The following is a 21,970-nucleotide window of genomic DNA, read 5'->3' as shown; positions in this document are numbered from 1 at the left end:
CCGTCCGTTACCGTGGGTCCTTGTGTCGGAACCACGCCAGTCACCTGAAGAGGTGACCCAGAACCTGCCTCGCTTCCCACCGAGGCCCACCGACACCGCGCCGTTGTACCCGGCCGACGAGCTGATGAAGCTGCAGTCGATCATGGACAACCGCCCGGGGCAGGTGCCCGGCCCGCCACCCCCGCCCGTGCGCAAGAGCACGTGGGTGGGCAGGGCGCTGGCACTCGTCGGCGTCGCGGTGGTGTCGGGGTTCGTCTGGTGGGTGCTGCAGCCGTCGGACCCGGTGGACAAGCAGGTCGCCCAGCCGCAGAAGACCGCGGGGGAGTTCGAGTTCACCACCGTGCCGGAGCTCCCGGACCCGGTGAAGGACAGCGACTGCGCCGCCCACGCGACGAGCCAGACGCAGGCGTTCTTCAAGACCACGCCGTGCCTGCAGCTGACGCGTGCGTTCTACACGGCCACGCTGCCGGACGGCCGCACCGTGTACTCGTCGGTGTCCGTGGTGAAGATGAAGACGACCGACGAGGCGCGGCAGCTGCGGGAGCTGACCCAGAAGGACGGCACCGGCAACGTCAAGGACCTGGTGCTGGACAAGGCCATCAGCGTGCCGCCGCTGACCACGCTGGCCAACGGCGGGTACGCCTCCGAGCAGCGCGACCAGCTGGTCGTGATCGTCGAGTCCGACTCGCCGAGCAAGGGCGCCGACGCGCTCGCGCACAACAAGGAGATGAAGAAGGTCTCCGCGGACGCGATCAGGCTCGCGTCCTCCTTCGGCGACTAGTGCGGTGACCACTAACCCTTGCCGGGTTGTGCGCGGTCCAGGGCGATGCATCGTGGTGCCTCCCCCACGTCCTCGTACTGGTGGTACGGGGGCGTGGGGGAGGTGCCGCGATGCGTCCACCTGGACCGTGCACAACCCGGTGAGGATTGTGGTCACCGCACTAAGTCCTGCTAGCCCGACGCGACACCCGGCATCGTGATCGACGCCGGGGTCGTGCCGGCCGCCTTGCGCCACCGCGTCGCCCGCACGGCCGCGGTCGTCAACGCCTCCAGCGCCGACGTGCGCAGCGCCGAGTCGTCGGTCCGTTCGAGCACGCCGCGCCACGCGGCGCACGTGTCCTGTTCGACGGCCACCAGCGCGGCGAGCGCGGACGGTCCGTCGGACACCTTGGACGGCGGCAGGTAGGCCGCCGCGGGCGGGTTCGGGGTGGCGCTGTGGTCGCGCAGCCACCGCTCGGTCGTGTCCCGGCGGGCCCTGTGCAGGTTCGCGCCCTCCGCGACGGCGGCCGCGCTCTGGTCACCCACGAACGCCGCCACCATGCCGTAGGTCCACAACGCCGCGTGCTCGGTGCCGAGAGCGGTCTGGACGGCGTCGACGCTCATCCGAGCACCTCCCGCAGCGAGGCGCAGCCCGCGGCGACCGAGCCGACGAGACCGGCGCGGTAGGAGGGCAGCGAGGCGACGACGGCCGAGGCCTCGCGGACGGCCTCGTCGAGCGAGGTGCGCAACGCGGCCAGCGGGTCCGGCGGGGTGGGCGGCGTCGTGGGCACGGGCGGAGCCGTGGACGACAGCGGCGGGCGTTCCCGGTCGACCTCGGCCTGCAGCAGCGAGGCGTGCGTCTCACGGGCCTTCGCGATCTCCGCGGCGGCGGGCACCGCCGTCAGCGCCTGGGCCAGCTTGGCGTCCGCACGCGCCTGCGCGGCGAGGGCCGACAGCGGGTCCGGAGGCGGTGGTGGCGGCGGTTCTGCGGTGCACGCGACGGCGAGCGGTGCGGCTGCCACCGCGAACAGCACGCGGCGGCGGCTGACCGATTCGGAGATCACGCGGCCCATGTTGCCAGCACCCGTGCGGGTCGGTGGGAGCCGGGCGAAGGAGATAGTCTGGTCGTCCACGGCCGCCGGAAACAGCGTCGGCCGGGGTTTTCATGCGTTCGAACTGAAGGAGACACCACGTGTCCAGCCCGCCGCGCGGAGAGCTTTCCGCGCAGCTAGCACCCGTTGTGCGGGAAGCTCTCGAAGCCGCGGGCTTCGACCTCGACGCGCTCGACGTGAATCAGGCTGGGCGCCGCCGTCTGGTCAAGGTCGTCGTCGACGGAGAGGACGGCATCGGGCTCGACGAGGTCGCCGAGGCGAGCCGCGTGGTCTCCGCCGCGCTCGACGAGCACGACCACATCATCAACGGGCCGTACACCCTCGAGGTCACCTCGCCGGGTGTCGACCGCCCCCTGACGCGCCCGCGCCACTGGAAGCGCGCTCACCTGCGTCTCGTGAAGGTCAAGCAGCCGGAGAAGGCCGAGTGGTTCGGCCGGGTCGGCGAGTGCGACGAGACCGGGGTCGAGCTGCTGCACAAGGACGAGCTGCGACGCGTGGAGTACCGCCACATCGAACGCGCGGTCATGGAGATCGAGTTCAAGCAGCCGCCGGTCGAGGAACTGGCTCGGCTCACTCGGAAAGCACCGGAGGAGGAGCCGAGGTGAACGTCGACATCGCCGCCCTGAGGGCGATCGAACGTGAAAAGGACATCCCCTTCGAGACGGTCCTGGAGGCGATCGAGTCAGCACTGCTGACCGCCTACAAGCACACCGAAGGACACGCCACGCACTCGCGCGTGGAGATCGACCGCAAGTCCGGCGTCGTGCGCGTGCTCGCGCAGGACCTGGGCCCGGACGGAGCGGTCCAGGAGGAGTGGGACGACACTCCGGAGGGCTTCGGCCGCATCGCGGCCACCACGGCGCGTCAGGTCATCCTGCAGCGCCTGCGCGACGCCGAGCACGAGCGCACGTTCGGTGAGTTCGCCGCCAAGGAGGGCGAGATCATCGCGGGTGTCGTCCAGCGCGACGCCCGCGCGAACGCCCGCGGCATGGTCGTCGTCCAGGTGGGTGACACCGAGGGCGTGCTGCCGCCGGCCGAGCAGGTGCCGGGCGAGCAGTACAACCACGGCGAGCGCATCAAGTGCTACGTCGTGAGCGTCTCCCGCGGCGCCCGCGGCCCTCAGATCGCCCTCTCGCGCACCCACCCGAACCTCGTGCGGCGGCTGTTCGCCCTCGAGGTCCCGGAGATCGCGGACGGCACCGTGGAGATCCCCGCGGTGGCACGTGAGGCAGGTCACCGCTCCAAGATCGCGGTGAAATCAACGGTTGCCGGAGTGAACGCCAAGGGTGCCTGCATCGGCCCCATGGGAGCCCGTGTGCGCAACGTCATGCACGAGCTCGGTGGCGAGAAGATCGACATCATCGACCACTCCGACGACCCGGCCACTTTCGTCGGGAATGCATTGTCACCAGCCAAGGTTGTGTCGGTGAAGGTGCTCGACGAGCGTGCCAAGACGGCCCGTGTCGTGGTGCCGGACTTCCAGCTCTCGCTGGCGATCGGCAAGGAGGGCCAGAACGCCCGCCTGGCCGCCCGTCTGACGGGCTGGCGCATCGACATCCGCAGCGATGCGGAGGCTCCGGCCGCCGGTGCGGTCACATCCGGTTCGGCTGAATGAGCTCCAGGGGATAGAATTATCAACGGTTCAACGTCGGGAGCGGTTTCCCAGCACATCGGCCCTGTTCGTACGTGCATCGGATGCCGCGCACGGACGTTGCCGTCTGAGCTGCTGCGTGTGGTCGCGGTGGACGGTTCGGTGGTTCCGGACGTTCATCGGCGGCTTCCTGGTCGGGGTGCTTGGTTGCATTTCGATCTCGAATGTCTCCGCAACGCCGAGCGGCGACGGGCGTTCTCGCGGGCCCTCCGGGTCCAGGGAGCACTCGACGTCGCTTCGTTGCGCGAGCACGTGGAGCAGCACGGGAAATTGGCCACGGGACAGCCCCGCGGCCAACAAGCAACAAGGAAGCAGGTCGACCCGTCATGAGTCAGCCGTGAAGCTGAAGACATGAACGCGCGACGTTAAGACGAGGTCGATGGGACTTGCCCGCCGGCCTCACGACCTAGGAGAGCAGTGGCAGGCAAGGCCCGCGTGCACGAGCTCGCAAAAGAGCTCGGTGTTACGAGCAAGGAAGTTCTCAACAAGCTCGCCGAACAAGGCGAATACGTGAAGTCCGCGTCCTCGACCGTCGAGGCCCCCGTGGCCCGTCGGCTCCGTGACGCGTACGAGGCCAAGTCTTCGAAGCCGGCTCCCAAGCCGTCCGCTCCGAAGCCCAAGGCACCCGCACCCGCTGCCGCAGCAGCGCCCGCCGCACCGGCGGAGTCGAAGCCTGCGGCCGACAAGCCCGCTGCGCCCAAGGGCATGCCCGGACCCCGTCCGGCCGCCCCTGGCCCGCGCCCGCCGGCTCCGAAGCCCGCCCCGGCAGCTCCTGCCGCGCAGGCTCCGGCTCCCGCGGCGCCCGCACCGGCACCCGTGCAGTCCCAGGCTCCGGCCGCCGCACCGGCACCCGCCGCGTCGGCTCCGGCCGCCCCCAAGGCTGCCCCGGCCCCCGGCTCCAAGCCGGGTTCCGGTCCGCGTCCGGGCCCGCGCCCGGCTCCGCAGCAGCAGCCGCAACAGCCCCAGCAGCCGCAGGCTCCCGCCGCGGCCGCCGGTGGTCAGCAGTCCCAGTCCGTGGTCCCGCCGCGCACCCAGGGCGCCAAGCCCGCCGGTCCGCGCGCTCCGCGTCCTGGCAACAACCCCTTCGGCGTTGGTGGCGGCAACGCTCCCTCGCCGCGCCCCGGACCCCGTCCCGGCCCGCGTCCCGAGCAGGGCGGCGACCGCCCGGCCGGTGGCCCGAAGCCCGGTGACCCGCGTCCGGCGAACCCGCGTCCGAGCGGTGCGCCCGGTCAGGGTGGCCCGCGTCCGGCCGCCGCTCAGGGTGGTGGCGGTCGTCCCGGCCCCGGTCAGGGCGGTCCTCGCCCGGCTCCGGGTCAGGGCGGTCCCCGTCCCAACCCGGGCAACATGCCCCCGCGCCCGAACCCCGGCATGATGCCGGGCAACCGTCCTGCCGGTAACCGTCCTGGCCCTGGTGGCGGCGGTGGCCGTCCCGGTGGCGGTGGCGGTGGCGGCGGTCGTCCCGGTGGGGGCGGCGGCGGTGGCGGCTTCCGCGGCGGCGGTGGCGGTGGCGGCGGTGGCGGCTTCCGTCCCGGTGGCGGCGGTGGCGGTGGCGGTGGCTTCCGTCCCGGTGGCGGCGGTGGCGGTGGCGGTGGCTTCCGTCCCGGCGGTGCCGGTGGCGGCGGCGGTGCTCCTGCCGGTGGTGGCGGCGGTTTCCGCGGTCGTCCCGGTGGTGGCGGTGGCGCCGGTCGCGGCGGTACCGCTGGTGCCTTCGGTCGTCCGGGTGGTCCGGCGCGTCGTGGACGCAAGTCCAAGCGGCAGAAGCGCCAGGAGTACATGGACAACATGCAGGCGCCTTCGGTCGGTGGCGTCCGCCTGCCCAAGGGCAGTGGCGAGACGATCCGCCTGCCGCGCGGTGCCTCGCTGACCGACTTCGCCGACAAGATCAACGCCAACCCGGCGTCGCTCGTGCAGGTGCTCTTCCACCTGGGCGAGATGGTCACGGCGACGCAGTCGGTGTCCGACGAGATCCTGGAGCTCCTCGGCACCGAGATGAACTACGTCGTGCAGGTCGTGTCCCCCGAGGAGGAGGACCGCGAGCTGCTCGAGACGTTCGACATCACCTACGGCGAGGACGCCGGTGACGAGGACGACCTGCAGGTCCGCCCGCCGGTCGTGACCGTCATGGGTCACGTCGACCACGGTAAGACCCGCCTGCTCGACACCATCCGCAAGGCGAAGGTGCACGAGGGCGAGGCCGGTGGCATCACCCAGCACATCGGCGCGTACCAGGTGGAGACCGAGCTCGAGGGCAACCCGCGGCTCATCACCTTCATCGACACCCCGGGTCACGAGGCGTTCACCGCCATGCGTGCTCGTGGTGCGAACGCGACCGACATCGCGGTCATCGTCGTCGCCGCCGACGACGGCGTGATGCCGCAGACGGTGGAGGCCATCAACCACGCGCAGGCCGCTCAGGCGCCGATCGTGGTCGCGGTCAACAAGATCGACAAGGAGGGTGCGAACCCCTCCAAGATCCGTCAGCAGCTGACGGAGTACGGCCTCGTCGCCGAGGAGTACGGCGGCGACACGATGTTCGTCGACATCTCGGCCAAGCAGGGCATCAACATCGACAGCCTCCTCGAGGCCATCCTGTTGACCGCCGACGCTTCGCTGGACCTCCGGGCCAACCCGGACATGGAGGCCCAGGGTGTCGCGATCGAGGCGCACCTCGACCGCGGTCGCGGTCCGGTCGCCACGGTGCTCGTGCAGCGCGGTTCGCTCCGCGTCGGCTCCTCGATCGTCGCGGGTGACGCGTACGGTCGCGTGCGCCGCATGGTCGACGAGCACGGCGATGACGTCACCGTCGCGACCCCGTCGCGTCCGGTGCAGGTCATCGGTCTGACCTCGGTGCCCCGCGCCGGTGACTCGTTCCTCGTCGTCGACGAGGACCGGGTGGCCCGGCAGATCGCCGAGCGTCGTCAGGCCCGCACCCGCAACGCCGCCAACGCGGCGAAGCGCAAGCGCGTCAGCCTGGAGGACCTGGACGCAGCGCTGAAGGAGACCTCAGCACTCACCTTGATCATCAAGGGTGACAACTCGGGTACCGTCGAGGCCCTCGAGGACGCGCTCATGAAGATCGAGGTCGGCGACGACGTCGAGCTGCGCGTGATCCACCGCGGTGTCGGTGGCATCACCGAAGGCGACATCAACCTCGCCGTGGCCGGTTCCGCCATCGTCCTGGGCTTCAACGTCCGGGCCGAGGGCAAGGCGACCGAGCTCGCGAACCGCGAGGGCGTGGACGTCCGGTACTACACGGTCATCTACCAGGCGATCGACGAGATCGAGGCGGCCCTCAAGGGTCTCCTCAAGCCGGAGTACGAAGAGGTCCAGCTCGGCCGCGCCGAGGTCCGCGACGTCTTCAAGTCCTCCAAGGTCGGCACGATCGCGGGTTGCATGGTCCTGTCGGGCGAGATCCGCCGCAACGCGCGTGCTCGCCTGCTCCGTGACGGCAAGGTGATCGCGGAGAACCTCCCGATCAGCTCGCTCAAGCGGTTCAAGGACGACGCCACCGAGGTCCGCGAAGGTTTCGAGTGTGGTCTCACGCTCGGCAACTACAGCGACCTCAAGCTGGAAGACGTCATCGAGACCTTCGAGATGCGCGAGAAGCCGCGCGCCTAGTCGGTCGGTGAGGGGTGCGGAGCCGTTTAACCGGTGGCTCCGCACCCCTTTCTTCTGGAGGATCTCGTCCATGTACGTGGGTGCTCTGGAGCTGGACGTGTTGCTCGGCGACGTCCATTCGTTGAAGGAGAAGCGTTCCGTGGTGCGGCCCGTCGTGGCCGAACTGCGCAAGCGCTTCGAGGTCGCTGTCTCCGAGGCCGGTCATCTGGACCTGCATCGGCGCAGCTTGATCGGGGTGGCGGCGGTCGCCGCCGACCTGGAGCACGTCAGGGACGTTCTCGCCGGCTGTGAAAGGCTGGTCGCGGGACGTCCCGAACTCGAATTGCTCTCCGCCCGGACTCGTTTCGTCGGGCCGGAGGACGACTAGGAAGGGGAGGCTCGTGGCCGACACGGCACGTGCCCGCAAGCTCGCCAAGCGGATCTCGCAGATCGTCGCTTCGGCTCTGGAGCACGAGGTCAAGGACCCGCGCCTGGCGCGAGTCACGATCACCGACACCAAGGTGACCGGCGACCTGCACGACGCGACGGTGTACTACACCGTTCTCGGTGAGCGCCTGGACACCGAGCCCGACTACGCCGGTGCCGCCGCGGCCCTCGAGAAGGCCAAGGGCGTGTTGCGCTCCATGGTCGGGGCTCAGACCGGTGTGCGGTTCACGCCCACGCTGACGTTCATGACCGACACCGTGCCGGACGCGGCCAGGAAAATGGACGAACTGCTGGCGAAGGCCCAGGCAGCGGACGCCGAGGTCGCTCGGCGGGCCGTCGGGGCCGCTCCGGCGGGCGAGGCAGACCCGTACAAGGCGCCTCGCGAGGACGACGACGAGGACTGAGTCCTCGGATCAAGGCTTCTCACGCGGACGAGGACCGAGTCCTCGACGGACAGCTGCAGACCAGGGCGGACACGTTTCGGCGTGTCCGCCTTTCGGTTTCCCGAGGATCGTCCACTTGGCACACCGGCGCTGTAATCGGATGGAAACTGTCTTGTCCGAGGGTGCCCTACCGCACTTCCAGACCGTCAACGGCTAACGTCTCCCTGTGGCAGACGACCTGAGCACCACCATCGCCGAAGCCGCGCGGCTGCTGGCCGGCGCCCGTGATGTGACCCTCCTCAGTCACATCAACCCCGACGCCGACACGCTCGGGAGTGCCTTGGCGGTGGGGCTCGCGCTGCACCGGCGCGGGGTGGCGGTGCGGGTGGCGTTCGGTGAGCCGGAGGCCGTGCCCGAGAGCCTGAAGGCGTTGGACACGGCGGGGTTGCTCGTCCATCGCGACGAGGTGCCGCAGGCGCCCGAGTTCCTGGTCGTCATGGACACCGGCAGCGTGCAACGGCTCGGGCCGCTCGGTGACCGCGTCACGAACTGCACGGGTCCCGTCGTCGTCGTGGACCACCACGTGTCGAACACGCGGTACGGGACGGTGCACTGCATCGACTCGCACGCGGAGGCCACGGCGCTCATCGCGCTCAAGTTGCTGGACGAGATGGACGTCGAGATCGACGAGCCCATCGCGCGATGCCTCTACGCGGGGCTCGTGACCGACACCGGCGGCTTCCGCAAGGCGGGGCCTGAGGCGCACAAGACCGCCGCACGGCTGCTGGAGACCGGAGTGGACGCGTATGCCGTTACGCGGCCGTTGATGGACTCGCATCCGTTCGCGTACCTCGGCATGTTGTCGCGCGTGCTGGCCAAGGCGGAGCTCGACCAGAAGGCAGCGCACGGCCTGGGGCTGGCGCATGCGGTCGTGAGCCTCGATGACGCTCGTGGTGTGCGCAGCGAAGAGGTGGAGAGCGTGATCGACGTCGTGCGCTCCGCCTCCGAGGCCGAGGTCGCGGCCGTGCTCAAGGAGCTCAAGCCCGGGTTCTGGTCCGTGTCGCTGCGAGCCGTGAACCGGGTGGACGTTCGTGAGGTGGCGCAGGTCCTCGGGGGCGGCGGGCACCGGCTGGCGGCCGGGTTCACGTTCGACGGGACCGCGGAGCAGGTCGTCGCCGCGCTCAAGGGCGCGTTGGAGCAGGTGGAGTCATGACACGGACAGGGAGCCCGCGGCTGCTGCGGGAGATCAACGACCGGGCCGCGATCGAGACGTTGCTGCGCAGCGGGGCGATGACGCGGGCCGAGCTGGAAGAGGTGATCGGGCTGTCGAAGCCCGCCACCGCACAGCTGCTGGCACGGCTCGAAGAGGACGGCATGGTCGTCCGCACCGGCCTGCGCGGTGGTGGACGCGGGCCTCGCGCGCAGATGTGGGCCGTCAACGGCGGTGTGGGGTACGTGGCGGCGGTGGCGCTGTCGGCCGAGCTGATCGACGTGGCCATCGCGGACATCACCGGCTCGTTGCTGGCGGAGCACAGCGTGCCGATGCCGAAGGAGAACACCCTCCGGATCTTCCGCGAGACGGTGCAGAAGGCCGCGGTGCTGGCCGGGCTGTCGCTCGACGCGTTGTCGCACGTCGTGGTGGGGACGCCCGGTGCGGTGGACCCGGCGACGGGGCACCTCGGGTTCGCGCCGCACCTGCCCGGCCTGGAGGCCGTCGACCTGCCGTCGACGTTGCGCGAGCTGCTCGGCACCTCGGTGTCGATCGAGAACGACATCAACCTCGCCGCGCTGGAGGAGATGAGCTCCGGCCGTGCGGTCGGGTTGCGCAACTTCGTGCTGTTCTGGCCCGCGGACGAGATCGGGTCGGCCGTCGTGGTCAACGGGACGCTGCTGCGCGGTGTCACGGGCGGCGCGGGCGAGATCGACTCCATGCAGGTGCCCGGCGGGCGCTACGGCGACCTGGTCGACAGCGACGCGATCGTCGCACTGGCCGCCGAGTACGGGATCTCCGAGCCGACCGGGCTGGAGGCCGTGGCGCACGCCCTGAACGCGGGGACCGAGGGGAAGGCGTTCCTGACGGCGCTGGCCCACAAGATCGCGCTCGGGCTGGCGAACGTCGTGTGCGTGCTCGACCCGGAGCTCGTGCTGCTGTCCGGCGCGGTGGCGCACGCGGGCGGTGAGACGTTGTGCGACCTCGTGGCCGCCGAACTGCTGAAGCTCGTCGTGCCGCGGACGCCGGTGCACCTGGCTCAGATCACCGCGAAGCCGGTGCGCTCGGGGGCGTTGCACTCGGGGCTCGCCGTGGCGCGCGAGCAGGTGTTCGGGCTGCCCCAACGGTCGTGAGTGGCATCACCGCACAGCACTGCCCGTCAGCGCCTAGGTTCGACGGGTGGAGGATCGGGTTCCCGCTCGGCGGGTGATCGGGCTGGCGGTGCCCGCACTGGGGGTGCTGGCGGCCGAGCCGTTGTACGTGCTCGTGGACACGGCGGTGGTCGGGCACCTGGGGGCGTTGCCGCTGGCCGGGCTCGCGCTCGGCGGTGTGCTGCTCACGCAGGTGTCCACGCAGCTGACGTTCCTCTCGTACGGCACGACCGCGCGCACGGCCCGGTTGCACGGGGCCGGGAGGCGTCAGGAGGCCGTCGAGGAGGGCGTTCAGGCGACGTGGCTGGCGCTCGCCGCCGGTGTGCTCGTGGTGGTCCTGGGGCAGCTGTTCGCGCGGCCGCTGGCGGAACTGCTGGCGGGCCCCGGTGCCGTGGCGGACGCGGCGGTGGAGTGGGTGCGCATCGCGTTGTTCGGTGCGCCGTTCATCCTCGTCACGATGGCCGGCAACGGGTGGATGCGCGGTGTTCAGGACACCAGGAGACCGCTCAAGTACATCCTGATCGGCAACGGCATCAGCGCGGTGCTGTGTCCCGCGCTCGTCTACGGCGCGGGCTGGGGGCTTGAGGGCTCGGCCATCGCCAACGTCGTCGCGCAGCTGCTCTCCGCCGGGCTCTTCTTCAAGGCCTTGTTCGCGGAGCACGTGTCGTTGAAGCCGCATTGGGCGTCCATGCGCGCGCAGCTCGGCATGGGGCGCGATCTGGTGTTGCGGAGCCTTGCGTTCCAGGCGTGCTTCATCAGTGCGGCCTCGGTGGCGGCACGCACGTCCGTGGGGGCCTTGGGCGCGCATCAGGTCGTGTTGCAACTGTGGACGTTCCTCGCACTTGTGCTCGACTCGTTGGCCATCGCCGCCCAGTCGCTCGTCGGTGCCGCGCTCGGGGCGTCGAAGCGCAGGCAGGCGGAGACGCTCGCCTGGCAGATCACGCGGTACGGGCTGGTGTTCGGCATCGGGCTCGGGATCGTGTTCGCGGCGTTGGTCACCGTGCTGCCGCGGGCGTTCACGACGGACGCGGGCGTGCTGGCCGAGATCCCGCACGCGTGGTGGTTCTTCGTTGCGCTGCAACCGATCGCGGGTGTGGTGTTCGGGTTGGACGGTGTGCTGCTGGGCGCCGGTGACGTGAAGTTCATGCGCACGGCGACGCTCGGCTCGGCGGTGATCGGGTTCCTGCCGCTGGTGTGGGCCTCGCTCGCGTTCGGGTGGGGGCTGGTCGGCATCTGGTCGGGGCTGTCGCTGTTCATGGTGCTGCGACTCGTGGCCGTGGTGTGGCGTACGCGGTCGGGGGAGTGGGCCGTGGAGGGCGCGGTCCGGTAGTGACCAGTGCCACGGCGGACCTCCCCGAACGGGCGCTGTGGTCGACCTCACGGCATGAAACCGTTACCAAGAAGGTTGCTTGATGCGATGTAACTAATGTCTGCCCGCCTCCGACCTGGGGAGAGTGCCGCCTTGCCGCCGGTCGATCGCGCCACCCGAACTTCGTGGCTGATCTGGACCACCGCCGTCTTCGTCTACTTCGCCGCCCTGTTCCACCGGACCACGCTCGGCGTGGCCGGACTGGAGGCGAGCGAACGCTTCGGGCTCGGACCCGCTCAGCTCGGTGTCTTCACCGTGCTGCAGATCGGTGTCTACGCCCTCATGCAGATTCCCACCGGCCTGCTCGTCGACCGCTTCGGGCCGCGCCGCGTGCTCACGGTCGCCGCCCTGCTCATGGGCACCGGCCAGCTGCTCTTCGCCGTCGCCGACTCGTACGCACTCGGGCTCGCCGCACGGGCCGTGCTGGGCATGGGCGACGCGATGACGTTCATCAGCGTGATCCGCCTCGTCGCGTCGCACTTCCCGCCGCGCCAGTACTCGTTCGTCGTCGCGATCACGGCCACGATCGGCGGTGTCGGCAACCTCGTCGCCACCGTGCCGCTGACCCTCCTGCTCGGCTCGATCGGGTGGACGTGGGCGTTCCTCATCGCGGGCGGCGCGACCGCGCTGTACTCGGTCGTGGCGTTCATGCGCGTGCGTGACGTGCCCGCAGGGTTCGTGGTGCCGAAGCCGGAACCCGTGCCGTTGCGCAAGCTCTGGCCGAAGGTGCGGCAGGCGTGGAGCGTGCCAGGCACCCGCCTCGGGTTCTGGGCGCACTTCAGCACCATGTCGACGCCCGCCGTCATCGGCCTGCTGTGGGGCTACCCGTACCTCGTGCAGGCGCAGGGCATGTCGCCCAAGGCCGCGTCGTCGACGCTGGGACTGCTCGTGATCGGCGCGATCGTGACGGGGCCGGTCATCGGCGGGCTGTTCTCGCGCAACCCCGAGTGGCGCATGCCGATCGCGGTCGGGTTCCTGGGGTTCGCCCTGGCCGGCTGGGCCGTGCTGCTGCTGTGGCCGGGAGGACGGGTGCCGGCGCCGGTCATCGCCGTCGTGTTCCTCGTGCTCACCGTGGGCGGGCCGATCTCGGGCGTGGCGTTCGCGCTGGCCCGCGACTACAACCCGTCGCACCGCCAGTCCACGGCGAGCGGTCTGGTGAACGTCGGCGGCTTCCTCGCGGTGACGATCTCGGCGCTGGGCATCGGTGTGCTGCTGGACGTCTTCGAGGGCGTGCTGGCCCCGGTCACGGCGTTCCGCGTCGCGCTGAGCTTCAGCGTGGTGCTGCTGGTGCTGGGCGGCTGGCGGATGCTCGTGTGGTGGCGGCGCGCGCGTGCCGCGGTGTTCGAGGCGGAGGAGCGCGGGGAGACCGTGCCCGTGCAGATCCGGCGTCGTCGCTGGGACGCTCTGCACGTCGCTTAAGCTTCTGCGCCGTGAAACCCTCTGTTGCACCGGGCCTGGTCGTCGTCGACAAGCCGGACGGCATGACCTCGCACGACGTGGTGGCGCGTGTGCGCAGGATTCTCGGCACCCGCAAGGTCGGGCACGCAGGCACGCTGGACCCGATGGCGACCGGCGTGCTCGTGCTCGGCATCGAGCGGGCGACGAAGCTCCTCGGCCACCTCGCGTTGGACAGCAAGGCCTATCTCGCGACGATCGTGCTCGGCGCGTCCACCACCACGGACGACGCCGAGGGCGAGGTGCTGTCCACTGAGGACGCTTCCGGTGTCGCCGACGACGCCGTCGCCGCCGAGGTGGCGAAGCTGACCGGACCGATCCAGCAGGTGCCGTCGTCCGTGTCCGCGGTGAAGATCGACGGCAAGCGCGCCTATGCCCGCGTGCGTGCGGGCGAGGACGTCGAGATCCCCGCACGGCCCGTGACCGTGCATCGGTTCGACGTGCTGTTCTCGCGCCGTGAGGACAAGCAGGTGCTGCTGGACGTGATGGTCGAGTGTTCGTCCGGTACCTACGTGCGCGCGTTGGCGCGTGACCTGGGCGCCGCGCTGGGCGTCGGCGGTCACCTGGGGGCGTTGCGCCGCACCAGGGTCGGGCCGTTCGACCTGCGCGTGGCCAAGACGCTCCAGCAGCTGGAGGAGACGCCCGGCCTGTCGCTCGACCTCGACTCGGCGGTCGCCACGGCGTTCCCGCGCCGGGAGATCGACCCGAACGAGGCGTCGGCGTTGTCGCACGGGCAGCGGCTGAGCGCGGGCGGGATCGACGGGACGTACGGCGTGTTCGGGCCGGACGGGCACGTCATCGCGCTGGCCAAGGACGAGGGCACCGCGTGCAAGCCCGTGGTGGTGCTGAGCCCGGCCGGGTAGTCCGGCGAGGTGGGCAGGCGTGCCGAACGGCCGGGGTCGTAGGCTGATCGTCGTGCAACGCTGGCGCGGACTAGATCACCTTCCCGGCGGCTGGGGCCGCTGCGTCGTGACCATCGGCGTGTTCGACGGTGTCCACAAAGGCCACCAGGCCCTGATCGGGCGTGCCGTCGAACTCGCGGAGCAGCGCGGCCTGCCGAGCGTGCTGATGACCTTCGACCCCCACCCGTCCGAGGTGGTGCGTCCCGGCAGCCACCCCGCGCAGCTCACCACGCTGCGCCGGCGGTCGGAGCTCGTCGAGGAGCTGGGCATCGACCACTTCGTGGTGGTGCCGTTCAGCCTGGAGACCAGCAGGATGCCCGCGGACGAGTTCGTGCACGAGGTGCTCGTCGAGAAGCTGCACGCGGCTGCGGTCGTGGTGGGAGAGAACTTCACCTTCGGGCACAAGGCTGCCGGTAACGTCGCGTTGCTGCGTCAGCTGGGGCAGCGGTTCGGATTCGTGACCGAGGGGGCTGACCTGGTGTCCGCTGACGACGTGACCTACTCGTCGACCTACATCCGCGCGTGCATCGACGCCGGGGACGTGAAGGCGGCGGCCGAGGCGCTGGGCAAGCCGCACCGGCTGGAGGGGATCGTCGTCAGGGGCGACGGGCGGGGCAAGGACCTCGGGTTCCCGACCGCCAACCTGTCCACGCCGAAGTTCGCGGCCGTTCCGGCGGACGGCATCTACGCGTGCTGGTTCACCGACGCCAAGGGCAAGACGCTCAAGGCCGCCGTCTCAGTAGGGACGAATCCGACGTTCTCCGGCCGCGAGCGGCGCGTCGAGGCGTTCGTGCTGGACGTGGACGAGGACTATTACGGCCAGCGCGTCGCCGTGGACTTCGTCGACAGGCTGCGCGAGATGGAGAAGTTCGACTCCGTCGAGGCCCTGCTCGAGCAAATGCACCGCGATGTGGACCGAACGAGGGAACTGCTGGCCGAGTCGTGACCGTCAGATCAGGCGAAGTGGGCGTCCGAACGCCCCCCGGCTGGCAGGATGCGGAGCAGAGTGCGGGCTACTGGAGAGGCCAAGGTGGAGGACCACAAGATCGTTCAACGCAACCTCGCCCTGCAACGGGAGTGGTACGGGGAGCCTCTGGGTGACCGGGTGCGTCGGTTGGTCGTGGCCTTCAACGTGTCCCAGGCCCAGCTCGCGGACGTGCTCGGGATCAGCGCGCCGATGCTCAGCCAGGTCATGAGCGGCCGGCGCGCCAAGATCGGCAACCCGGCGGTGCTCGCGCGGCTGATCATGCTGGAGCGCAAGATCCTCACGCCGGACGTGGCGACCGGGGCACCGGACGCGTTGCAGCGCGCGCTCGACGAGGTGCGCGAGTCCAAGCCGACGGTGTCGCGCGACTCGTTGCCGGTCAACGGCGACGAGAGCGTCGCGTACCCGGTGCTGCGCCGCGTCGCCGACCGGCTCGAGCTGCAGCAGGCGGCGGACCTCCTGCACGAGGACTTCCCGGCGATCGCCGACCTGTTCCGCAGGGCGATCCGGGCCGCGGGGCCGCCCCGGTGAAGTCCTGTGACGGGAATTCACGGCTCGTTAAATGAGTTGGCACGGGCGGCGAGTGCGAACGACAATTGGTTCGCGCACCTGACGGTGGCCTGCGGCCGGCGGAAGCAGTGCTCGTGAGCAGCGCGGACGGCGTGCACACACCCGTGGACCGGGTGGGGTTGCGCACGTCAGCGCGCCGCTGAGCACTCTGCCTGATAGCCTTCGCAGTTGGGTCTGGCTGCGGTCCGTGGCGGCCAGTACCGGCTACCCCGGCCAGCAATTCGGCGGGCGTGGGGCCGCACGGACCTGAACAAGTAGGAGAAGTACCTAGTGGCACTGTCCACGGATCAGAAGAAGTCCATCCTCGGTGAGTACGGTCTGCACGACTCGGACACGGGCTCGACCGAGGCGCAGGTCGCTCTGCTGAGCAAGCGCATCGCCGACCTCACCGAGCACCTCAAGCAGCACAAGCACGACCACCACTCCCGCCGTGGTCTTCTGCTGATGGTCGGCCGTCGCCGCCGTCTGCTGAACTACCTGACCAAGGTGGACATCAACCGCTACCGCGCGCTGATCCAGCGCCTCGGTCTGCGCAGGTGATTTTCACCGAGGGGGAGTGACCGGCCGGTCACTCCCCCTCGGTGCACAACCGGGTGTATACAGATCCCTGGTTGCAAAGAGGAACGAAACACAGGACCCGCATCGCGCGAAGCAGTTTTCCGCCGGTCCTCGGTAGTGGCCCTCTGGTGGAAACGCCCCAGAGGACTTCGATCGAAGACCGGCCTCGTCAGAACGCGTGAGCGGTGTCCAAAAGACGAGGAGCAACAAGTAAATGACGGACATCGAGGTCCACGAGGCGACTGCCGTTATCGACAACGGCAAGTTCGGCTCGCGCTCCATCCGCTTCGAGACCGGGCGCCTCGCGCGTCAGGCCGCGGGCAGCGTGGTGGCGTACCTGGACGACGAGACCATGCTTCTGAGCGCCACGACGGCGTCGAAGCACCCCAAGGAGCACTTCGACTTCTTCCCCCTCACGGTGGACGTCGAGGAGCGCATGTACGCCGCGGGCCGCATCCCCGGCTCCTTCTTCCGGCGTGAGGGCCGTCCGAGCACGGACGCCATCCTCACCTGCCGCCTGATCGACCGTCCGCTGCGCCCGTCCTTCGTGGACGGTCTGCGCAACGAGATCCAGGTCGTCATCACGGTGATGAGCCTGAACCCGAAGGACCTGTACGACGTCGTGGCGATCAACGCCGCGTCCGCGTCGACGCAGCTCGCGGGTCTGCCGTTCTCCGGCCCGATCGGTGGCGTCCGCGTCGCTCTGATCGAGGGCCAGTGGGTCGCCTTCCCGACCTACGAGCAGCTCGAGAAGGCCGTGTTCGACATGGTCGTCGCGGGTCGCGTGACCGACTCCGGTGACGTCGCGATCATGATGGTCGAGGCCGAGGCCACCGACAACGTGATCGACATGATCGCCGAGGGCGCCACCGCCCCCACCGAGGAGGTCGTGGCCGCCGGTCTCGAAGCCTCCAAGCCGTTCATCAAGGTCCTCTGCGAGGCCCAGGCGCAGCTCGCCCAGGTCGCCGCGAAGGCCACCGGCGACTTCCCGACGTACCCGGCCTACCAGGCCGACGCGTTCGAGGCCGTCGAGTCCGCCGCCGCCGGTGAGCTGGCGCAGGCGCTGACCATCGCGGGCAAGCAGGAGCGCGAGGGCAAGCTCGACGAGATCAAGGCCGCCACGCTCGAGAAGCTGGCCGAGCAGTTCGAGGGTCGCGAGAAGGAGGTCGGCGCCGCGTTCCGCTCGCTGACCAAGAAGCTCGTGCGCCAGCGGATCCTGCGCGACAAGGTCCGCATCGACGGCCGCGGCCTCACGGACATCCGCGACCTCGGTGCCGAGGTGGCCGTGATCCCGAGGACGCACGGTTCGGCGCTGTTCGAGCGCGGCGAGACCCAGATCCTGGGTGTCACCACGCTGAACATGCTGCGCATGGAGCAGCAGATCGACTCGCTCGCTCCCGAGACGCACAAGCGCTACCTGCACCACTACAACTTCCCGCCCTACTCGACCGGTGAGACCGGCCGCGTGGGTTCGCCGAAGCGCCGCGAGATCGGCCACGGCGCACTGGCCGAGCGCGCGCTCATGCCGGTGCTCCCGAAGCGCGACGAGTTCCCGTACGCGATCCGTCAGGTGTCCGAGGCCCTCGGCTCCAACGGCTCGACGTCCATGGGTTCGGTCTGCGCCTCGACCCTGTCGCTGCTCAACGCGGGTGTCCCGCTGAAGGCGCCGGTCTCCGGCATCGCGATGGGTCTCGTCTCCGACGAGGTCGACGGCAAGACCGAGTACGTGGCGCTGACCGACATCCTCGGTGCCGAGGACGCGTTCGGCGACATGGACTTCAAGGTCGCCGGCACCAAGGAGTTCGTGACGGCTCTCCAGCTCGACACGAAGCTCGACGGCATCCCGTCCGAGGTGCTGGCGGCGGCGCTGGGCCAGGCCCGCGACGCGCGCTACACCATCCTGGAGGTCATGGCCGAGGCCATCTCCGACCCGGACGAGATGAGCGCCTTCGCTCCGCGCGTGACGTCGGTCAAGATCCCGACCGACAAGATCGGCGAGGTCATCGGCCCGAAGGGCAAGATGATCAACTCGATCACCGAGCAGACCGGTGCCGACATCTCCATCGAGGACGACGGCACGATCTACGTCGGCGCGGCGGACGGCCCCTCGGCCGAGGCCGCGATCGGCATGATCAACGCGATCGCGAACCCGCAGCTGCCGAAGGTCGGCGAGCGCTTCCTGGGCACCGTGGTGAAGACGGCCGCGTTCGGCGCGTTCGTCTCGCTGCTGCCCGGCAAGGACGGCCTCGTCCACATCTCGAAGCTGGGCAACGGCAAGCGCATCGCGAAGGTGGAGGACGTCGTCAAGGTCGGCGACAAGCTCCGCGTCGAGATCGCCGACATCGACCAGCGCGGCAAGATCAGCCTCGTCGTGGTGTCCGAAGAGGACGCCGCGAAGCCGGCTGAGGCCCCTGCTGCCGAGGACACCGCTGCTGAGGCGGCTCCCGCGCAGTGAGCACGACTGACAACAACGTGACGGCCGCGGGTGCATCCACCCGCGGCCGTCCGCGTACTCCCGTGCTGGGCCACCTCCAGAAGCCCGGCAGCACGCGGGTGCTGGAGATGTCCGCCGGGTCCGAGGTGCGGCGCAGCATGCTGCCGTCGGGCCTGCGCGTCATCACCGAGCGCATCCCGAGCGTGCGGTCCGCGTCGGTCGGGCTGTGGGTGCAGGTCGGGTCCCGTGACGAACGGCCTGAGGTCGCGGGCGCCGCGCACTACCTGGAACACCTGCTGTTCAAGGGAACCTCGCGGCGATCGGCCGCGGCCATCGCGGAGGAGATCGACGCGGTCGGCGGTGAGCTGAACGCGTTCACCGCGAAGGAGCACACCTGCTACTACGCGCACGTCCTGGACGAAGATCTGCCGCTGGCGATCGACCTCGTCGCGGACGTGGTGTTCGAGGCGATCTGCGGTCCGCGTGACTTCGAGACCGAACGCGGTGTCGTGCTCGAAGAGATCGCGATGCGCGACGACGACCCCGAGGACCTGCTGCACGACGCGTTCACCGAGGCGTTGTTCGGCGGGCATGCGTTGGGGCGTCCCGTTCTCGGCACCGAGAAGTCCATTCAGGACATGCAGCGGGACAACCTGTACTCGTTCTACAAGAAGCGCTACACGTTGCCGCGCATGGTGTTCGCCGTCGCCGGCAACATCGAGCACACGCAGGTGATGCGGTTGGTGCGCAAGGCCGTCGGCGACCGGCTGTCGCGGGAGGGCAGCGCGGTAGTGCCGCGGACGGGTCGGGCGCGCATCGCCGACGCCCGCAAGCTGGTGCTGCACACCGACGACACCGAGCAGGCGCACCTGATGCTCGGCATGAAGGGCCTCGACCGCCACGACGAACGCCGGTTCGCGTTGAACGTGCTGAACGCGGCGATCGGCGGCGGCATGAGCTCGCGGCTGTTCCAGGAGGTGCGCGAACGGCGAGGCCTGGCGTACCAGGTGTACTCGTCGGTCGGGCTCTACGCCGACACCGGCACGTTCGCCGTCTACGCGGGTTGCCAGCCGGACCGCCTCGGCGAGACCGCCGGCGTGATCCGCGAGGTGCTCGTGGACGTGGCGCGCGGCGGCCTGTCGGACGCGGAGGTGGCGCGCGGCAAGGGCCAGCTGCGCGGCGCGCTGGTGCTGGGGCTGGAGGACACCAGCTCCCGGATGTCGCGCATCGGCAAGTCTGAGCTCAACTACGGCGACCACCTGAGCGTGGAAGCGACTTTGGCGCGGATCGACGCCGTCTCTTCCGAAGAAGTGGCGCTGCTCGCACGTGATCTGCTGCGCCGTCCCACCGCCGCGGCGGTGGTGGGCCCTTACGATCACGCCGACGATCTGCCGGACCAGGTACACGAGGTGATTGCATGATTCGCGTCGGAGTTCTCGGCGCGCGGGGCCGCATGGGTTCCGAGGTGGTCCGCGCGGTCGAGGCCGCGAAGGACATGGAGGTCGTGGCGGCCATCGACGCCGACGACCCGTTGTCCTCTTTGGTCGACGCGGGCGCTCAGGTCGTCGTCGACTTCACGCACCCCGACGTGGTGATGCAGAACCTCTCGTTCTGCATCGACGCCGGAATCCATTGCGTGGTGGGCACTTCCGGCTTCGACCAGGCGAAGCTGGACGCGGTGTCCACGCTGCTCGCCGACCGCCCGGACGTCGGCGTGCTGGTCGCGCCGAACTTCGGCATCGGCGCCGTCCTGCTGATGCGCTTCTCGGAGATCGCGGCCCGCTACTACGAGTCGGCCGAGATCATCGAGCTGCACCACCCGCGCAAGGCCGACGCACCGTCCGGCACCGCGGCCCACACGGCCCGCCTGATCGCGGCGGCGCGTTCGGGGATGGACCCGATGCCCGACGCGACCACCGTCGAGGAGCCGGGTGCTCGCGGCGCCCTGGTCGACGGCGTGCGAGTCCACTCGCTGCGGATCTCCGGGATGATCGCGCACCAGGAGGTCGTGTTCGGCGGCGAGAGCGAGACCCTGACCCTGCGCCAGGACTCGTTGCACCGCACGTCCTTCATGCCCGGCGTGGTGCTGGGCGTGCGGGAGATCGTGGGTCGTCCCGGGCTCGCGGTAGGCCTCGACAAGTACCTCGACCTGTGAAGGTCCGCATCACCGTCGCGGTGCTGATCGCGGCCCTCGCGGTCTACTTCGTCCTGCTCGCAGGCCGTGCGATCGCCCTGCTGCGGACCGGCGAGATCGTCGGCGTGCTGCTGGGCGTCGGCGTGCTGATCCTGCCGCTGCTCGGGGTCTGGCTCGTGTACTCCAACCTGCGTTTCGGTTGGGAGACCGAGAAGATGGCCCGCGAGCTGGACGCGGACGGGTTGCTGCCGGACGTCTCGCACCTGCCGCGCCGGCCGTCCGGCCGGGTGGACCGGGACGCCGCCGACTCGTGGTTCGAGGAGCGGCGGGCCGAGGTCGAGGCTTCGCCCGACGACTGGCGGGTGTGGTTCCGGCTGGCCTACGCGTACGACATCGCGGGGGACCGCGGGCGGGCGCGGGAGACGATGCGCAAGGCGATCGAACTGCACGCGTGATTTGAGCCCTGGGCTGCGGCCCGGGGCTCCACTCACGCGTGCAACTCGATCGCCGGCCCGATTCGGCCGGCCCTGTTCAACGTGCGGATGGCAGCGTGAACCCGAAATGCTGCTCCTTGCGCTGGCCGCCCTCGCAGACCCATGTCGCGGTGACGGGCCAGTTTCGAACCGCTCGCAGGTCCGCGGATTCGTCCAGGGTCACCAGTGGTAGATCGAACTTGAAGCCCGGGTAGATCACGGTGTCAGCGCCGTACCACGTCAGCACTCCGCAGTAGCCGTCCACCTGAAACTCTTCGTACGTCCAGCCCGGGTTGTGGTCGTCTCGCTGGAAGACGCCTTCGTTCCCCACTCGCAGTCGTACCACCGGCCTGAGCGCACTGGCGTTTCCCGCGTTCGTCAGCGTCAGCTTGATGACGCTGAGCGAATTGCTCGCCTTCATCACGAGGTCCGGCCGCTGGATGCTGTTCCGGTAAGCGACGAGAGCGACCGCCGACGCGATCAAGGCGACGACCGCTGCCCACCACGAGGTGGCGGCCTGAATCACGCTCATCTTGGTGGCCGTGTCGCTGTCCGAGGCGAGCGTGACGAGCGGGATGATTCCCAGGAGCACAGCGGTCGGCAGACCCCCGACGAGAATCACCGCGGTCTGCAACCCGGAACTGAGATGCGGGCGCACGACCTTCACAGGGCCGATGCTGTCCCGAAGCTCGTGGGACTCAACGGCATCATCCGGCGACCTGTCGCTCATACCTGACCTCCTACGCCGTCGAAGCTGCCGAGAGCAAGGCCCTGAACCCC

Annotated in this window: 22 protein-coding genes; 19 read left to right on the top strand and 3 right to left on the bottom strand. The window is 69.9% G+C overall.

Annotated features, from left to right (window positions below; genetic code table 11):
* The first annotated feature begins 52 nt into the window (after window positions 1-52).
* A complete protein-coding gene (locus ACFWN2_RS34065) occupies window positions 53-781 on the top strand; it encodes a hypothetical protein (protein WP_382434495.1) in 729 nt (242 codons plus the stop codon).
* Between the two features lie 170 nt (window positions 782-951).
* Here the strand turns inward: ACFWN2_RS34065 and ACFWN2_RS34060 are convergent, their stop codons facing one another.
* Together ACFWN2_RS34060 and ACFWN2_RS34055 are read right to left on the bottom strand one after the other, a co-directional pair.
* A complete protein-coding gene (locus ACFWN2_RS34060; RefSeq protein ID WP_382434493.1) occupies window positions 952-1,383 on the bottom strand; it encodes a ferritin-like domain-containing protein in 432 nt (143 codons plus the stop codon).
* Window positions 1,380-1,823, bottom strand: coding sequence for a hypothetical protein (locus ACFWN2_RS34055; protein ID WP_382434491.1), 444 nt, complete (start codon window positions 1,821-1,823; stop codon window positions 1,380-1,382). The genes ACFWN2_RS34060 and ACFWN2_RS34055 overlap by 4 nt, the downstream gene beginning before the upstream one ends.
* Window positions 1,824-1,951: 128 nt before the next feature.
* On the opposite strand from ACFWN2_RS34055, the gene rimP reads away from it, so the two are divergent.
* From rimP to ACFWN2_RS33965, 18 genes are all read left to right on the top strand, one after another.
* Window positions 1,952-2,476 (top strand): ribosome maturation factor RimP, encoded by a 525-nt coding sequence (gene rimP / locus ACFWN2_RS34050; protein ID WP_382434489.1) that lies wholly within the window; start codon window positions 1,952-1,954, stop codon window positions 2,474-2,476.
* On the top strand, window positions 2,473-3,486 hold the full coding sequence (gene nusA / locus ACFWN2_RS34045; RefSeq protein ID WP_382434488.1) for a transcription termination factor NusA: 1,014 nt from the start codon (window positions 2,473-2,475) through the stop codon (window positions 3,484-3,486). The genes rimP and nusA overlap by 4 nt, the downstream gene beginning before the upstream one ends.
* A gap of 117 nt (window positions 3,487-3,603) precedes the next feature.
* Entirely contained in the window at window positions 3,604-3,852 is a 249-nt protein-coding gene (locus ACFWN2_RS34040; RefSeq protein ID WP_382434487.1) for a YlxR family protein, read from the top strand.
* 87 nt (window positions 3,853-3,939) lie between these two features.
* Window positions 3,940-7,140, top strand: coding sequence for a translation initiation factor IF-2 (gene infB / locus ACFWN2_RS34035; RefSeq protein ID WP_382434486.1), 3,201 nt, complete (start codon window positions 3,940-3,942; stop codon window positions 7,138-7,140).
* A gap of 70 nt (window positions 7,141-7,210) precedes the next feature.
* Window positions 7,211-7,507: a DUF503 domain-containing protein gene (locus tag ACFWN2_RS34030; protein ID WP_258947864.1), complete on the top strand. Its 297-nt coding sequence runs from the start codon at window positions 7,211-7,213 to the stop codon at window positions 7,505-7,507.
* Window positions 7,508-7,520: 13 nt separating this feature from the next.
* Window positions 7,521-7,970, top strand: a complete 450-nt coding sequence (gene rbfA / locus ACFWN2_RS34025) for a 30S ribosome-binding factor RbfA (RefSeq protein WP_382434485.1) — start codon at window positions 7,521-7,523, stop codon at window positions 7,968-7,970.
* A 205-nt stretch (window positions 7,971-8,175) separates the two neighbouring features.
* Window positions 8,176-9,162, top strand: a complete 987-nt coding sequence (locus tag ACFWN2_RS34020; RefSeq protein WP_382434483.1) for a bifunctional oligoribonuclease/PAP phosphatase NrnA — start codon at window positions 8,176-8,178, stop codon at window positions 9,160-9,162.
* Entirely contained in the window at window positions 9,159-10,292 is a 1,134-nt protein-coding gene (locus ACFWN2_RS34015; protein WP_382434482.1) for an ROK family protein, read from the top strand. Before ACFWN2_RS34020 ends, ACFWN2_RS34015 begins: the two co-directional genes overlap by 4 nt.
* 46 nt (window positions 10,293-10,338) lie before the next feature.
* Entirely contained in the window at window positions 10,339-11,640 is a 1,302-nt protein-coding gene (locus ACFWN2_RS34010) for an MATE family efflux transporter (RefSeq protein WP_382434480.1), read from the top strand.
* A gap of 96 nt (window positions 11,641-11,736) precedes the next feature.
* Window positions 11,737-13,098 (top strand): nitrate/nitrite transporter, encoded by a 1,362-nt coding sequence (locus ACFWN2_RS34005; protein WP_382434478.1) that lies wholly within the window; start codon window positions 11,737-11,739, stop codon window positions 13,096-13,098.
* Window positions 13,099-13,109: 11 nt separating this feature from the next.
* The gene (gene truB / locus ACFWN2_RS34000; protein WP_382434477.1) at window positions 13,110-13,997 is read left to right on the top strand and encodes a tRNA pseudouridine(55) synthase TruB; all 888 of its coding nucleotides are present in this window, start codon (window positions 13,110-13,112) and stop codon (window positions 13,995-13,997) included.
* 52 nt (window positions 13,998-14,049) lie between these two features.
* Window positions 14,050-14,982 carry a bifunctional riboflavin kinase/FAD synthetase gene (locus tag ACFWN2_RS33995; RefSeq protein ID WP_382434475.1) on the top strand — a complete coding sequence of 311 codons (933 nt, stop codon included), beginning with the start codon at window positions 14,050-14,052 and terminating at the stop codon, window positions 14,980-14,982.
* An 84-nt stretch (window positions 14,983-15,066) separates the two neighbouring features.
* Window positions 15,067-15,552: a helix-turn-helix domain-containing protein gene (locus ACFWN2_RS33990; protein WP_382434593.1), complete on the top strand. Its 486-nt coding sequence runs from the start codon at window positions 15,067-15,069 to the stop codon at window positions 15,550-15,552.
* A 309-nt stretch (window positions 15,553-15,861) separates the two neighbouring features.
* A complete protein-coding gene (gene rpsO, locus ACFWN2_RS33985; RefSeq protein ID WP_045318466.1) occupies window positions 15,862-16,131 on the top strand; it encodes a 30S ribosomal protein S15 in 270 nt (89 codons plus the stop codon).
* 232 nt (window positions 16,132-16,363) lie between these two features.
* Entirely contained in the window at window positions 16,364-18,604 is a 2,241-nt protein-coding gene (locus tag ACFWN2_RS33980) for a polyribonucleotide nucleotidyltransferase (protein WP_382434472.1), read from the top strand.
* A gap of 107 nt (window positions 18,605-18,711) precedes the next feature.
* Complete coding sequence (locus tag ACFWN2_RS33975) at window positions 18,712-20,004, top strand: M16 family metallopeptidase (RefSeq protein ID WP_382434592.1); 1,293 nt, start codon at window positions 18,712-18,714, stop codon at window positions 20,002-20,004.
* Window positions 20,001-20,738 (top strand): 4-hydroxy-tetrahydrodipicolinate reductase, encoded by a 738-nt coding sequence (gene dapB / locus ACFWN2_RS33970; protein ID WP_382434470.1) that lies wholly within the window; start codon window positions 20,001-20,003, stop codon window positions 20,736-20,738. Before ACFWN2_RS33975 ends, dapB begins: the two co-directional genes overlap by 4 nt.
* Window positions 20,735-21,172 carry a tetratricopeptide repeat protein gene (locus ACFWN2_RS33965; RefSeq protein WP_382434468.1) on the top strand — a complete coding sequence of 146 codons (438 nt, stop codon included), beginning with the start codon at window positions 20,735-20,737 and terminating at the stop codon, window positions 21,170-21,172. The genes dapB and ACFWN2_RS33965 overlap by 4 nt, the downstream gene beginning before the upstream one ends.
* 76 nt (window positions 21,173-21,248) lie before the next feature.
* Here the strand turns inward: ACFWN2_RS33965 and ACFWN2_RS33960 are convergent, their stop codons facing one another.
* On the bottom strand, window positions 21,249-21,920 hold the full coding sequence (locus ACFWN2_RS33960; protein WP_382434466.1) for a hypothetical protein: 672 nt from the start codon (window positions 21,918-21,920) through the stop codon (window positions 21,249-21,251).
* Window positions 21,921-21,970 lie beyond the last annotated feature (50 nt).

Source organism: Lentzea sp. NPDC058436 (assembly GCF_042721515.1).
GTDB lineage: Bacteria > Actinomycetota > Actinomycetes > Mycobacteriales > Pseudonocardiaceae > Lentzea.
Note: the sequence above shows the minus strand (reverse complement) of the source record. Positions and strands in the feature narration are given on the sequence as shown.